Origin of the sequence: Vicingus serpentipes, from assembly GCF_007993035.1 — a bacterium.
GTDB classification, from domain to species: Bacteria; Bacteroidota; Bacteroidia; order Flavobacteriales_E; family Vicingaceae; genus Vicingus; species Vicingus serpentipes.
In genome coordinates this window covers 652,804-666,567 of the sequence record NZ_VOOS01000001.1, presented here as the reverse complement: position 1 = coordinate 666,567, position 13,764 = coordinate 652,804, and the positions used below count along the sequence as shown (strand labels likewise).

Sequence of the window (13,764 nt, the reverse complement as noted above, 5' to 3'; positions counted from 1 at the left end):
GATACTAAAAAAGGAGAATATAGGGAGTAAAAAAATGGGCAAGCTACTTACATCGCACCGCTCAACCGCCTATCCTTGCTCTGTTCCCAGCCTGGGGAAGTTCAGCAGGAGCTGGTCGTATAAGACTTGCCCGGCACAAAAGTAGAAATATCTTTGGAAATACAGAATGAAAACCAACAAAAATTATTCTTTTATTACCTTTGCTCACTTACAGCATAAAAACATGGAGAAATATAGTACTACTTTAAAATACGGTTTGTACGGAGCAGCATTAAGTTTTGTAGTACTTGTTTTATTGCTGGTTTCGGGCAATAGCCCGTGGAGTAGCGCAAGTTGGATGGGTGCATGGATACCCGGAGTTACTGCTTATTTTGTTTTAAAATTAAACAAAGAAGAAAACCCTGATGCAGTGAATTCTTTTTATCAAGTGTTTAAACAAAGTATGCAAGTTATTTTTTTTCAAGCTTTATTTTTTACAATTATGGCTGTACTGTTTTCTACTTTTTTAAATACAGGGGCATTAGAAATGTATAAAGCAGAAATGTTGGCTAACGAAGAAAGTGTTAAATTAATTCTTGGAGAAGAAGGTGTAGAAATGCTAAACAAAGAATTAAATAATGCCACATTTTTTACCTTATCATTTTCAGATTTCATTAATAAACTTATTGGAGGTACAATTGTTTCATTAATTTTAGCTGGTATTTTCAAAAAAAACAAACCTATCTTTGAAAACGAATGAGTGCAGAATTAGAAATATCTATTGTAATACCATTATTTAACGAAGAAGAATCGCTTAAAGAATTAAGCGATTGGATTGGTAAAGTAATGCACGAGAACAAGTTTTCTTACGAAGTTATTTTTGTAGATGACGGAAGTACCGATTCTTCTTGGACTGTGGTTGAAGAATTGTCAGCCCAAAACCCAGCTATAAAAGGCATTAAGTTCAGACGTAATTATGGTAAATCAGCAGGGTTAAATGTTGGTTTCGAAGCTGCACAAGGTAATGTAGTTTTTACGATGGATGCCGATTTGCAAGATAGCCCAGAAGAATTACCGGAAATGTATAAAATGATTGTTGAAGAAGGGTATGATTTAGTTTCTGGTTGGAAAAAGAAAAGATACGATCCGCTTTCAAAAACAATACCTACCAAATTATTTAACTGGGCAACTCGTAAAATGTCGGGTATAAATAATTTACACGATTTTAATTGTGGGTTAAAAGCTTACAAAAAAGAGGTGATAAAAACCATAGAAGTTTATGGTGAAATGCACCGTTACATTCCTTTATTGGCTAAATGGGCAGGCTTTGCTAAAATAACAGAAAAAGCAGTTGCCCATCAAGAACGTAAGTATGGTGTTACTAAATTTGGGTTAGAACGTTTTATTAATGGATTCTTAGATTTATTGTCGATTACCTTTATTGCTAAATTTGGTAAACGACCAATGCACTTATTTGGTACATTAGGAACCTTAATGTTTATAATTGGATTTTTTAGTGCCGCCTATATTGGGGTGATGAAAATATATGATTTAAATCAAGGCAATAAAACCATTTTGGTTACCGATAACCCTTACTTTTTTATTGCTCTTACTTCTATGATTTTAGGCTCGTTGTTGTTTGTAGCAGGATTTTTAGGGGAGTTAATTTCTAGAAATTCGCCAACTAGAAACCTATATCACATCGAAAAAGAAATTTAATCAAAATGAAAGTTGTTATTGTTGGTCCTGCATATCCTTATAGAGGCGGAATAGCACTTTTTAATGAACGATTAGCAAAGGCATTTCAAGAGAATAATGATGAGGTTGAAATAATAACCTTTACCTTACAATACCCCGGGTTTTTATTTCCTGGTAAAACTCAGTATTCTGATGCACATCCACCAAAAGAATTAAAAATAACAAGATTAATAAATGCTGTAAATCCATTTAGTTGGATAAAAACAGCAAAAGCAATAAAAAAAGAAAAACCTGATTTAGTATTGTTTGCTTACTGGTTGCCTTTTATGGCTCCAAGTTTTGGTACAATAGCTAAGCTTGTTGCTAAAAATAAGCATACAAAAATAGCAGCGTTAGTTCATAATATTATTCCTCACGAAAAGCGTGCAGGAGATATGATGTTATCTAAATACTTTATTAAGCATGTAAATGGGTTTATTACACTTTCTAAAAGTGTTTATGATGATTTAACTAGTTTGACAAGCAAACCAAAAGTATTAACGCCACATCCATTATACGATAATTTTGGAGCTGCTATTTCTAAAACTGAAGCGATAAATAAATTAGGTTTAGACCAATCTTATAGCTACCTATTATTTTTTGGAATTATAAGAAAATACAAAGGTTTAGATATACTTTTAGAAGCGATGGCTAATGAGGAAATTAAATCAAAAAAAGTAAAAGTAATTGTTGCTGGAGAGTTTTATGAAGATAGTACCGCTTACTTAGATTTAATTAAAAAGCATCAACTGGAAAATAGTGTTGTTTTGGTTAATCAATTTATACCAGATGGGGAAGTAGTAAATTACTTTTGTGCTGCTGATATGGTTGTTCAACCCTATAAACATGCAACGCAAAGTGGAGTTACACAAATTGCTTACCATTTTAATAAACCAATGTTGGTTACCAATGTTGGCGGATTATCAGAAATGGTGCCTGATCAAAAAGTTGGCTATGTTACTGAGTGTAATTCAATTTCAGTTTCAAATTCCATTTTAGATTTTTATAATAAGAAAAGAGAAGAAGAATTTATTTCAGGAGTAATTGATGAGAAACAGAAATATACTTGGGATAAAATGACTTTAGCTATTTCTCAATTAGTCCAACAACTTTAATCAAAATAAGTTTCAATTTCGTTCGTTTTTTTATGTTGTTTGAGTTGGAACAATAATTGTTATTTAACGCAAGTATTTTCCTAATTTTGTAAACGATATGAGATATTTAATAGTTGTATTTTCAATACTAATTTCTTTAGCTAACTATGGCCAAGAGGTTAATAAAACTGATGCTTCGGGTAAAAAACAAGGGGATTGGAAAAAGTATCATGAAAATGGAGTGTTACGCTACAAAGGACAATTTAAAAACGATAAGCCTGTAGGTACATTTGTGTATTATGATAATGCTGGAAATTTAACTTTTATAATGGAGTATGATGGAGATATAGCGAGAACCGAAGCTTATTTTGAGAATAAAAAATTGAAAGCAAAAGGGAATTATAAAAATCAAAAAAAGGACAGTATCTGGAATTATTTTAGTGAGGCAGGATTTAGGTTGTCGGAAGAGCTTTATGTAAATGGAAGAAAAGAAGGAGATTGGAAAGTGTTTTATAAAAATGGAAAAGTTGCCGAAATTAAAAGTCATGCAAACGATTTTGAAAATGGTGATTGGATACAGTATCATGAAAATGGAAAAGAACGACTAAAAGCAACTTTTGAAAATGGAAGTTTAGAAGGTAAAATTTATTTTTATGATGAATCTGGTAAAAAAACGACAGAAGGAAATTATAAGCATGATGTGAGGCATGGTGCATGGATGATATTTGATGTGCATGGAAAAGTTATAAGAAAAGATATTTATTATAATGGGCAAAGAGAAGGCGGTAATGATGATATGATGTTGCCAGAAGATGAAGAAAGAATACAGCAAGATTTTTTAGAGTTTGATGATGTAATGCCTCAACGATAATTAAAAAAAAGGTAAAAAGTGAGTAAAAAAGGGAAAGTACTAGTGGCAATGAGTGGTGGAATTGACAGTTCTGTAGCAGCAATGTTATTGCATGAACAAGGGTATGAAGTAATCGGAATTACCATGAAAACATGGGATTACGCTACTGCTGGTGGAGCAAGAAAAACAACAGGATGTTGTAGTTTAGATGATATTAATGATGCTAGGGCTTTAGCAGTTGATATGGGTTTTCATCATATTATTTTAGATATAAGAGAAGAGTTTGGAGATGCCATAATTGACAATTTTGTTGGAGAATATTTAGCTGGAAGAACACCAAACCCATGTGTGTTATGTAACACGCACATAAAATGGGATGCTTTATTAAAAAGAGCTGATCAGTTAGGTTGTGAGTTTATTGCAACGGGTCATTATGCACAAACACGAAAAGAAAATGGTAGACATATCATTTTTAAAGGAAAAGACGAGAACAAAGATCAGTCTTATGTTTTGTGGGGATTGAGTCAAGAAAGTTTAGCAAGAACAATGTTCCCGCTAGGAGGTTTTGATAAGCCTGCTATTCGTCAAATGGCATTGGATAGAGGTTATAAAGAATTGGCAAAAAAAGGTGAAAGTTTTGAAATCTGTTTTGTGCCAGATAATGATTATAGAGGCTTTTTAAAGCGAAAAGTTGAAGGTTTAGAAGAACGAGTTGATGGTGGTAATTTTGTTGATACAAAAGGAAATATTTTAGGAAAGCATAAAGGTTATCCATTTTATACTATTGGACAGCGTAAAGGGTTAGAATTAGCTTTTGGCGATCCTCGTTACGTAATTAAAATTGATGCTGAAAAAAACGAAGTAGTTCTAGGAGTAAAAGAAGAGTTGAATAAAAAAGAAGTTTTTGTTCGTAATCCTAATATTATGAAATATGAAATTCTTGAAGGTGAAATTGAAGCAACTTCAAAAATTAGATATAAGGATAAAGGTTCAAATAGTATTGTTACTGCATTACCTGACGGAAGAATAAAAATTGAGTTCTTAGCAGATGTTCAAGGAGTTGCTCCTGGCCAATCAGCTGTTTTTTACGAAGGCAATGATTTAATTGGTGGTGGGTTTATTGATAATAATTAATTTTCGTGATGATGGGCTTGCCCCATAATCTCTTTAGTTTAGTTTTTTATGTAACTTTAATCTATTGAAAACTACAGTTTACATATTGCTAACATTTTCTATTATTTTTTTTTCATGTAAAAAAGATAGCGAAGTTGTGCCTGCAACTAGAGGTTATAGTTATGCAGGACTAACTGTAGGTAAATATGTAATTTATGATGTAGATTCTATTTTCTATGACGATTTTGATAACTCTACAAATCAGTATTATTTTCAAATAAAGGAGTTGATACAATCAAAATACATAGATGCTGAAGGTGAAGAGGCCTATCGTATAGAGCGATACAAAAAGGACACAGCAGTTTCTCCAAACTTTGAATTGCAAGTGGTTTGGAACAGTAAAATTACACCTTCTACTTATCAAAAAGTAGAAGATAATGAGCGCTTTGTTAAATTAATTTTTCCTGTAAAGCAAGGTAAAACTTGGAATGGAAACTCATTAAATAATAGAGAAGTATGGGAGTATGAATATCTTTCAGTCCATTTGCCTGAACAAATAGGTGGCATTGCCCTAGATTCAGTTGCAACTGTTACGCAATTCGATGATGGCGATGAAATATTAATTCAGCGACAATTTTACCAAGAGAAATTTGCTGCAAAAATTGGCTTAGTTTACAAAAAAGTAATTGATGTGAAAAAAGCGTTTAACAACCAAACTGGATTTTACGAAAATAGTTTAGGAGTTGATGTTACTTATACTTTAAATAGTTACGGCTTAAACTAAGCCATCTTCACTTTATTTTTATTTACAATTCCAATTACGGTTCCTTTAAGCGTTCTTCCAATAAAAGGACTGTTTTTAGATTTAGATACAATTTGATTTTTTTCTAAAACAAATTCAGTAGATGGACTGAATAAAGTAAGATTTGCTATTTCCCCTTCTTTTAGTTGAGGTTGACTTAGTTTTAATATTGCTCTTGGTTTACTTGTAATAGATTCTATAATTTCAGTTAAATCTACTTTGTCAGTTAAAGCTGTGTTCATTACAGCAAAAGAAGTTTGAAGGTTAATCATCCCGAAAGCAGTATTGTCAAACTCACATTGTTTGTTTTCAATGTCTTCTGGATTATGGTCAGAACAAACGGCATCAATAGTTCCTTCTTTTAACCCTTTAATGAGAGCTTTATTATCGTCTTTTGTTCTTAAAGGTGGTTTAACTTTTAAGTTCGAATCGAAAGTTTCCAATTCTGTTTCATTTAACAAGAGGTGGTAAGAGTTAACATCAGCAGTAACTTTTAACCCTTTTGCTTTTGCTTCTTTTATGAGTTGTACTGACTTTTTTGTAGTAATGTTTGTTAAATGTATTGGTGCATTACAATACTCTGCCAAGTATAAGCTTCTCGTTACTGTTAACTCTTCGGCAAGTGCAGGAGCTCCTTTTAAACCTAGTTTAGTACTTATTACTCCTTCGTTTATTTGTCCATTATTAAACAAGTTTTTATCGTTTGGAAAATCCATAATTAATCCTCCAAAACTTTGGCTGTAAAGCAAAGCTCTATTCAATAAGCTAGGGTTTGAAATGGCATGTTTATTATCAGTAAACGCAATTGCGCCAGCTAAATGCATGTCATACATTTCGGCAATTTCTTTTCCCTCACAGTTATGAGATAAAGCTCCAGTTGGGTAAACTGTTACAATATTGTCTTTTGTTTTGTTGATAATGTATTCTATTCCTGATTTTGAATCCACAACAGGGAGAGTATCAGGCATTGTTATTACTTCGGTAAAACCTCCTTTAGCGGCAGCGTTTAACCCCGAGATTAAGTCTTCTTTATATTCGTATCCTGGATCACAAAAGTTAGCTCTCATATCTATCCAGCCAGCAGAAACATGTAAATCTTTGTGCGAAATTTCTTTGTAATTATTGGCATTTTTTATACAAGAAGCAATTTTTTGGATAACTCCTTTTTCAATTAAAATGTCAATCTTTTTACCATTTAATGGAGAGTTAGCATTTACAACTGTTGCCGATTTAATTAAAATATTCATCTATTTAAAAAGTTTTATAAGCACAATCTCAGCACCCAAAAATAATAAAGCTAAGATAATACACAATTTCCAATATTTTTTTCCTGATTTTATTTCGCTAATAGCAGAGTTAAGGCTGTTAATTTTAGAACTCAATAAGCTTGCATTTATTGACGATTTATTAATTTGTTCTTCAATTTCATCAGAAGTATTACAAGTTAAATCAGATTCTTTTCGGTTGTAATTAAAGGCTAAACCTAACTCATTATTTTTACTAGCAAGTATGTAGTTTCCAGCGTTAACAATATTTTGTCCAACAAAAATTGTAGTGTGGTAATTTGTTGATTGGGACTTAGGAATAATATCGAAATTTTCTGCTTTAATATGATAAATGCTTTCGTTATCAATTTTATCAAGAACTAAACTAGCATTATCTCCAATAGTATAAAAAAGAGGGTGATTAGGTTGACTTAATAAACCAATGTTGTATAATGTTGGAACAAATAAAGCATGGTTAGTGAAATTGCTAAATTCGTTATTAGCACTAATAGCACTTAAGTAAACAGTGCCTTTATCTACTTTGTATTCGTTTAATAAATCGTTGCCATTCTTTAAAGATAAAATAGTGTTTTTGTAAGAAGTATTATTAGCAGATAAAGCATAATGATGATAAACAGAAGGTAGGTTAATGTTGCTTTCAGGTTTCCCTTCAAATACGTTTTGATAAACAATATGTTTGTAGGCAATTTCTTTTATTTGGGTTGATGTTGTATCAATTGAGAGGTAGTAATTAATGTTTAATAAACTTAAAAATTCACGGTAACTATTAAAGTCAATTTGGTTAGAGGGCATAATTACTAAGTCGCCACCATTTGTTACAAATTTGTTGATAGAAGCAGATAGACCTGATGAAATATCGTTTAAATTATTAAGTATAACTAGATCACTTTTTTTAATTAATGAGTAATCAAGTTGATTAACATTGTGGCTATTAAAATTGAAAACACTATCCGTTTCATAAACCGATTTTATTTTATTTGATGAGTTTTCGTTTGTAATTTCAAGAACGTTTATTGATTTTGAGATTTGGTAAGAAAAGAAAAAATTATCATCACTTGTAACTGGATTATCTCTCAATTCAATTTTGCCATTTTGTATGCCGTTTGTTTTGTTTTGGTAGTTTAATTCTAATACGGTTTTCTCATTAGCTTTAACTGAAAAGCTAGCAGGAGAAACCAATTGATTATTAATAAAAAGCTTAATAGGAATGTTTTCTAGATCATTGTTTGAATTGTTTTTAATCAACACGCTCAATTTTTCTTGCTGAAAAAGTACATGTGAAGGAGAGCTAAACCAACAACTATCTATATAAATATTGCTTAATTGATTCCCTTTTACAGGAACAAAAAAGAGTTGAGTAATGCTGTCGTTTTTTATGTTATTAATATCGCTTGTTGTTTGCTGAAAATCTGATAAAACATAGATTGCTTTGTTATTATTTTCTTGGTCTGAAATAGCATCTTTTAATCTTGTAACCCCAGCAGATAATAATTTTGTTTCAGGAGTAATTTGAATTTCTTCAAGTTTGTCTATCGCATCCTCAGCATTTAACAAGCGTTGGCTTCCGACACTAAAGCTATTTTCGCATATTACAAAGTGGTCGGTTTTTTTGTAAGAATTTACAATTTCAACAGCTTTTAATTTGGCTTCGTTTAGCAGGGAGCCATTTTCACCACTACTTTCCATGCTAAATGAATTATCTACATAAATTCCAACAACATTATTGTTGTTAGCTTCTGATGAATTAGAAGGAATAAAAGGTTGTGAAAAGGCAAAAACCAAAAAGGCAATTGCTAAAATTCTACTAAGCAGAATTAATAAATGCTTTAGCTTAGATTTAGATTGAGTTTCTTGTTTTACTTCCTTTAAAAAGCTAATGTTAGAGAAGTAAACTTTTTTAAACTTTCTGAAATTAAATAAATGAATAATAATAGGAATCGCGATAGCGATTAATGCATATAGGAACTCTGGAGAGGCAAATTTCATTAAAGCCCAAAGGTATGAAAATTTATCTCAAAGGAATGATGCTGAAATCTTATTTTAATGATTTAGTTAAACAAATCAATTCTTGATGTAAGGTTGCATTGTTTCATCGATGTCTTTTCTCATCTCCATTAAGCTTATGGCGTATTTTTCAAGGGCAATATCTTCTTTAGAAATGGGTATCCATTTGGGAACTTTTACAGGATTATTATTTTCATCAACTGCAACAAAAACGATAATGCAATGAGTTGTTTTTACTCTTTTATCAGATTTTGTAGATTTTGCATAAACATCAACAGCAATATGCATGCTTGAATTTCCAGTGTATATTATTTTGGCTTCGAGTTCAACTAATTCCCCAATTTTAATTGGAGCTAAAAAACGGATTCCTCCAACATAAACAGTAATAGCATATTCTCCACTCCATGAACTTGCGCAAGCATAAGCTACTTGATCTATCCATTTCATCGCAGCTCCACCATGTACTTTTCCTCCAAAATTTACGTCAGTAGGTTCGGCTAGGAAACAAAATTTCAGTTGTCTTTTAGGCATTTTTAGTCTTTTTAAATCAAAATAAAGCTACGAAAAGAAATGTTGTAAATTTACGGAGTTGTCAAAATGAATAAAGTAAATCTCATATCATTAATTCTGTTTGCTAGTTTTTCTTCTAGTTGTTTTGCTCAATCGTTTAATGTGAGGAGTATATTTAATTCAGGAGCAACTGGTGGAATTGAGTTTTTATCACCTTCTTCGATAAATGATTCAACAAGTTTTAGTTTAAAAAAGTATAAAGTACAGTTTGTAAAGGTGCTTCGGACTAAAGAAGTTGATTTGGAAAAATTTGACATGGAAAATAATAACGCAAAAGCCAATCAGCTTTTCTTGATATCTAAATTTAGTATAGCTAAACCTAACTTATCAAACGATAATACTTTTGAGAATATATATAATGGGGAATTAGAATTGACTTATATTACTGCAAGCAGAAAAAGAGGTGTGTGGTTACATTCTGCTAATATTTCTGCAACAGAAAGTGAGAAATCATTTAAGTATAGTTTCACACCAAATTTTAGAGCGTATTCAGTTTATGCTCATGCTAAAAATTTAAAATTTGTTCCTTTTTTTGGGCCAGGTGTAGCTATTAATCAAGGAAAGTTTTTTGCATTACCAGTATTTGGGTTTTGGAAAAGATTAAGCCCACAACTAACAGCAGAAATTATTGTTCCTATACATGCTAAAATAAAATATAATTTAGCAAATAAAGTAGAGCTTGAACTGGCAACTTCTTATAGTCGAATACATGCTGTTTACAGAGAAGGTTCGCTATTTAAAGGAGATGATAATACAATTAATTTAAGGCAATTAAAAAACCATTTAGGAATAAATACCCGCCTAAGCGAGTTTTATAAATTTAAAGTTGAAATAGGCTATGCTTATTTTCAGGAATTAAATGCCTTATCAACTGATTTTGTTAGGAAAATAAGCCCGTCACCATATTTTAATATTTCGTTTAATTACAATTTTAGAAACTCAATTTTATATAAATTTTTTAACGAAGGGGATAAGTTGGGAAATAATAAAAAGACAGCTAAAAAAGGATGATTAATTAAATTAGATGATGTGTTAAATTGTAAATTTACCGTTAAACATAATGAGTAAAATATTAATTATAGCAATTTTAGTGTGTTTTGGAAAAGTAACTTTTTCACAATCATTACAACTCGATTTTTTATTTAGTTCAGGATTAACTTATAGTTCAGAATTTCATGGAGCATCTAAGGTAAATGATTCTGTTGATTTTAATTTTAATAAACATCAGCTTCAATATGTTCTTCCATTAAAAACCAAAATTAATTTAGACCTAAAAAAGCTAGATTTTAAAAAGATGAATTTGAGTTCATCTCAGCTTTTTTTAACTTCTCGAATAGGATTTAATCAATCTAGTTTTTCAGGTAAATCATCAAATAATATTTATAGAGCTTCGATTGGAATTACTGGTTTAAACGCTGGAATTCGACAAGGAATATGGATTTATTCAGCTAATCTTTATGTTAATGAAAGTGACAAAACTTACAATGGAAATTTGGTTCCAAATTTTAGAGGTTATGGAGCAAGAGTTAAAGTAAAGAGCTTTGATTTTATTTATTTTTATGGGTTAGGTTTACTGGTTAATCAAGGTAAATTTTACCCAGTTCCTATTTTAGGATTTCAGAAAAAAGTGGCTAAGAATTTAAAAGCCAGAATTGTTTTTCCGCTAGAAGCAAAATTAAACTACAAAGTAAATCCTAAACTAAATGTTGATTTAGGGGCTAATTTTGATGGCGTAAATACTATTTACCGACAAGGTTCTGTTTTGAGAGGAAATGATGCCACTATAAATTATAGGCAAATAAAACCCTATTTAGCATTGAATTCAAAAATTGCTAAGCAATTTAAACTAAAACTAGAAGGAGGTTTGTCTGTTGCTCAACAATACACTGTTATTCAAAAGGATTATTCACAAAGTTTAGGGACATCATATTATGTTGCTTTTTCTTTAAATTATCAATTTGGAAAATCTTTATTTGGACAATTTGTAAATCCACAATAATTCAAAGCAATTCCCTTTTTATTTTCAGGTTCCATTTATTAACTTTAACCACTTTTAAGAAATTAATTTATGAATAAGATATTAGTTGCCAATAGAGGTGAAATTGCATTAAGAGTTATGCGCTCTGCTAAAGAAATGGGAATAAAAACAGTTGCCATTTTTTCTGAGGCAGACAGAAAAGCTCCTTTTGTTAAATATGCTGATGAGGCAGTATGTGTTGGACCTCCACCTTCAAGTGAGTCGTACTTACAAGTTGATAAAATAATACAAATCTGTAAAGATTTAAATGTAGATGGAATTCATCCTGGATATGGATTTTTATCAGAAAATGCTAATGCAACTCGTAAAATTACAGAAGCAGGTATTACATTTATTGGGCCATCTCCAGAAGCAATGGAGTTGATGGGAGATAAATTAAAAGCAAAAGATACTGTAAAAAGTTATAATATTCCAATGGTACCCGGTACCGATAAGGCAATAGAAGATATTGCTGCTGCAAAAACAATAGCAGAGGGAATAGGTTTTCCGATTTTAATTAAAGCTGCTGCTGGTGGTGGTGGTAAAGGGATGAGAGTGGTTGAAAGCGCTGATGAATTTGAGGAGCAAATGGATAGAGCAGTGAGTGAAGCAGTTTCTTCTTTTGGAAATGGAGCTGTATTTATTGAGAAATATGTTGGTTCTCCTCGTCATATTGAAATACAAGTTTTAGCAGACACTCACGGTAATGTGGTTTATTTATTTGAACGCGAATGTTCAATTCAACGTCGTCATCAAAAAGTAATTGAAGAAGCTCCTTCTTCTGTGTTAACTCCAGAGATTAGAGAAGCAATGGGTAAATGTGCTGTTGATGTTGCTCGTTCTTGTAATTATTATGGGGCAGGAACCGTTGAGTTTTTATTAGAAAATAATAAAGATTTTTATTTTTTGGAAATGAATACTCGTCTTCAGGTAGAGCATCCAGTTTCTGAGTTAATTTCAGGAGTTGATTTAGTGAAAGAACAAATAAAGGTTGCTCGAGGAGAGAAACTATCCTTTACTCAAGAAGATTTAAAAATTAATGGACATTCATTAGAAGTTAGGGTTTATGCAGAAGATCCAACCAATAATTTTTTACCAGATATTGGTCGTTTAAACACGTATAAAAAACCTGAGGGAATGGGAGTTAGAGTTGATGATGGTTTTGAAGAAGGAATGGATATTCCAATTTATTATGATCCAATGATTTCGAAATTAATTACTCATGGTAAGGATAGACAAGAAGCAATTGATAGAATGTTAAGAGCAATTGAAGATTACAAAATAAGTGGTGTAGAAACTACTTTGCCATTTTGTAAGTTTGCTATTCAACATGAAGCTTTTGTAAGTGGAAATTTTGATACACATTTTGTAAATAAATATTTTACTCCAGAAGTTTTAAATATCCATAACAAGGAAGTAGAAGAAGTTGCAGCATTGTTTGCCGCTAAACTTTTTACAGATAATAACTCTAAACAAACAATTACAAATTCTTCTAATAAAGTAACTTCTAATTGGAAAAAAAATAGAATGTAAGATGAGTAATATAGATTTTAAAATAGAAAGTGGAGTAGGAGTTATTACACTTAATCGACCAGATAAATTTAACAGCTTTGTTCGTCAAATGGCATTTGATTTACAAAAAGCCTTAGATGATTGTGAGTTGAACAAAGAGGTAAGAGCGATTTATATTACTGGTGTTGGAAAAGCTTTTTGTGCTGGGCAAGATTTAGCGGAGGCTATAGACCCTAGTCAGACTGAATTAACTAAAATAGTTGAAGAGCATTACAACCCAATAATAGAGCGTTTAAGAAACATTGAGAAACCAATTGTTTGTGGTGTAAATGGAGTTGCTGCTGGAGCTGGTGCTAATATTGCTTTAGCTTGCGATATAACTGTTGCTGGTAAATCGGTTGCTTTTATTCAAGCTTTTAGTAAAATAGGATTAATACCCGATAGTGGAGGAACTTTTTACTTACCTCGATTAATTGGAATGCAAAAATCGGCAGCTTTAATGTTTTTAGGTGATAAAGTAATGGCTGAAGAAGCTGAAAAAATGGGGATGATTTATAAAGTAGTTGAGGATGAAGCTTTGCAAGAAGAAGGAATGAAATTAGCTCGAAAATTGGCTCAAATGCCAACCAAAGGAATAGGGTTAACAAAACGTTTGTTAAATGAATCATACAATAACACGTTAACTCAGCAATTAGCTTTAGAAAACGAACTGCAAAATATAGCAGGTAAAAGCTATGATTATAATGAAGGTGTAAATGCATTTTTAGAAAAAAGAGCACCAATTTTTAAAGGAGAGTAAT

General features: G+C 31.4%; 13 protein-coding genes and 1 other RNA gene. 10 read left to right on the top strand and 4 right to left on the bottom strand.

The window, feature by feature from the left end; all coding sequences use genetic code 11:
• Positions 1-33: 33 nt before the first annotated feature.
• Positions 34-132: signal recognition particle sRNA small type (gene ffs, locus FRY74_RS02960), an RNA gene on the bottom strand.
• Between the two features lie 34 nt (positions 133-166).
• On the opposite strand from ffs, the gene FRY74_RS02955 reads away from it, so the two are divergent.
• From FRY74_RS02955 to FRY74_RS02930, 6 genes are all read left to right on the top strand, one after another.
• Positions 167-739, top strand: a complete 573-nt coding sequence (locus tag FRY74_RS02955; RefSeq protein WP_147098450.1) for a DUF4199 domain-containing protein — start codon at positions 167-169, stop codon at positions 737-739.
• Positions 736-1,698 (top strand): glycosyltransferase family 2 protein, encoded by a 963-nt coding sequence (locus FRY74_RS02950; RefSeq protein WP_147098448.1) that lies wholly within the window; start codon positions 736-738, stop codon positions 1,696-1,698. Before FRY74_RS02955 ends, FRY74_RS02950 begins: the two co-directional genes overlap by 4 nt.
• Before the next feature lie 5 nt (positions 1,699-1,703).
• Positions 1,704-2,831 carry a glycosyltransferase gene (locus FRY74_RS02945; protein WP_147098447.1) on the top strand — a complete coding sequence of 376 codons (1,128 nt, stop codon included), beginning with the start codon at positions 1,704-1,706 and terminating at the stop codon, positions 2,829-2,831.
• Between the two features lie 97 nt (positions 2,832-2,928).
• Positions 2,929-3,681, top strand: coding sequence for a toxin-antitoxin system YwqK family antitoxin (locus FRY74_RS02940; protein WP_147098445.1), 753 nt, complete (start codon positions 2,929-2,931; stop codon positions 3,679-3,681).
• Positions 3,682-3,699: 18 nt separating this feature from the next.
• Positions 3,700-4,794: a tRNA 2-thiouridine(34) synthase MnmA gene (gene mnmA / locus FRY74_RS02935; protein ID WP_147098443.1), complete on the top strand. Its 1,095-nt coding sequence runs from the start codon at positions 3,700-3,702 to the stop codon at positions 4,792-4,794.
• A gap of 64 nt (positions 4,795-4,858) precedes the next feature.
• Positions 4,859-5,557, top strand: coding sequence for a hypothetical protein (locus tag FRY74_RS02930; protein WP_147098440.1), 699 nt, complete (start codon positions 4,859-4,861; stop codon positions 5,555-5,557).
• On the opposite strand, the gene FRY74_RS02925 is transcribed toward FRY74_RS02930, so the two are convergent.
• The 3 genes from FRY74_RS02925 to FRY74_RS02915 all read right to left on the bottom strand — a co-directional run bounded on the left by FRY74_RS02925 (position 5,554) and on the right by FRY74_RS02915 (position 9,396).
• The gene (locus FRY74_RS02925; RefSeq protein ID WP_147098439.1) at positions 5,554-6,822 is read right to left on the bottom strand and encodes a dihydroorotase; all 1,269 of its coding nucleotides are present in this window, start codon (positions 6,820-6,822) and stop codon (positions 5,554-5,556) included. The genes FRY74_RS02930 and FRY74_RS02925 overlap by 4 nt on opposite strands.
• Positions 6,823-8,847, bottom strand: coding sequence for a BatA domain-containing protein (locus FRY74_RS02920; RefSeq protein ID WP_147098437.1), 2,025 nt, complete (start codon positions 8,845-8,847; stop codon positions 6,823-6,825).
• Positions 8,848-8,922: 75 nt separating this feature from the next.
• Complete coding sequence (locus tag FRY74_RS02915) at positions 8,923-9,396, bottom strand: acyl-CoA thioesterase (RefSeq protein ID WP_147098435.1); 474 nt, start codon at positions 9,394-9,396, stop codon at positions 8,923-8,925.
• Between the two features lie 66 nt (positions 9,397-9,462).
• On the opposite strand from FRY74_RS02915, the gene FRY74_RS02910 reads away from it, so the two are divergent.
• From FRY74_RS02910 to FRY74_RS02895, 4 genes are all read left to right on the top strand, one after another.
• Positions 9,463-10,446 carry a hypothetical protein gene (locus tag FRY74_RS02910; RefSeq protein WP_147098433.1) on the top strand — a complete coding sequence of 328 codons (984 nt, stop codon included), beginning with the start codon at positions 9,463-9,465 and terminating at the stop codon, positions 10,444-10,446.
• Between the two features lie 49 nt (positions 10,447-10,495).
• A complete protein-coding gene (locus tag FRY74_RS02905; RefSeq protein ID WP_147098431.1) occupies positions 10,496-11,434 on the top strand; it encodes a DUF6268 family outer membrane beta-barrel protein in 939 nt (312 codons plus the stop codon).
• 69 nt (positions 11,435-11,503) lie between these two features.
• Positions 11,504-12,985: an acetyl-CoA carboxylase biotin carboxylase subunit gene (accC, locus tag FRY74_RS02900; RefSeq protein WP_147098430.1), complete on the top strand. Its 1,482-nt coding sequence runs from the start codon at positions 11,504-11,506 to the stop codon at positions 12,983-12,985.
• 1 nt (position 12,986) lies between these two features.
• A complete protein-coding gene (locus FRY74_RS02895) occupies positions 12,987-13,763 on the top strand; it encodes an enoyl-CoA hydratase-related protein (protein WP_147098428.1) in 777 nt (258 codons plus the stop codon).
• Position 13,764: the final 1 nt, after the last annotated feature.

Bases quoted from the DNA above. Each gene is read 5' to 3' on its own strand.
- FRY74_RS02955 (WP_147098450.1), top strand. From the start codon at position 167: ATGAAAACCAACAAAAATTATTCTTTTATTACCTTTGCTCACTTACAG.
- FRY74_RS02950 (WP_147098448.1), top strand. From the start codon at position 736: ATGAGTGCAGAATTAGAAATATCTATTGTAATACCATTATTTAACGAA.
- FRY74_RS02945 (WP_147098447.1), top strand. From the start codon at position 1,704: ATGAAAGTTGTTATTGTTGGTCCTGCATATCCTTATAGAGGCGGAATA.
- FRY74_RS02940 (WP_147098445.1), top strand. From the start codon at position 2,929: ATGAGATATTTAATAGTTGTATTTTCAATACTAATTTCTTTAGCTAAC.
- FRY74_RS02925 (WP_147098439.1), bottom strand. From the start codon at position 6,822: ATGAATATTTTAATTAAATCGGCAACAGTTGTAAATGCTAACTCTCCA.
- FRY74_RS02920 (WP_147098437.1), bottom strand. From the start codon at position 8,847: ATGAAATTTGCCTCTCCAGAGTTCCTATATGCATTAATCGCTATCGCG.
- FRY74_RS02915 (WP_147098435.1), bottom strand. From the start codon at position 9,396: ATGCCTAAAAGACAACTGAAATTTTGTTTCCTAGCCGAACCTACTGAC.
- FRY74_RS02910 (WP_147098433.1), top strand. From the start codon at position 9,463: ATGAATAAAGTAAATCTCATATCATTAATTCTGTTTGCTAGTTTTTCT.
- FRY74_RS02905 (WP_147098431.1), top strand. From the start codon at position 10,496: ATGAGTAAAATATTAATTATAGCAATTTTAGTGTGTTTTGGAAAAGTA.
- accC (WP_147098430.1), top strand. From the start codon at position 11,504: ATGAATAAGATATTAGTTGCCAATAGAGGTGAAATTGCATTAAGAGTT.
- FRY74_RS02895 (WP_147098428.1), top strand. From the start codon at position 12,987: ATGAGTAATATAGATTTTAAAATAGAAAGTGGAGTAGGAGTTATTACA.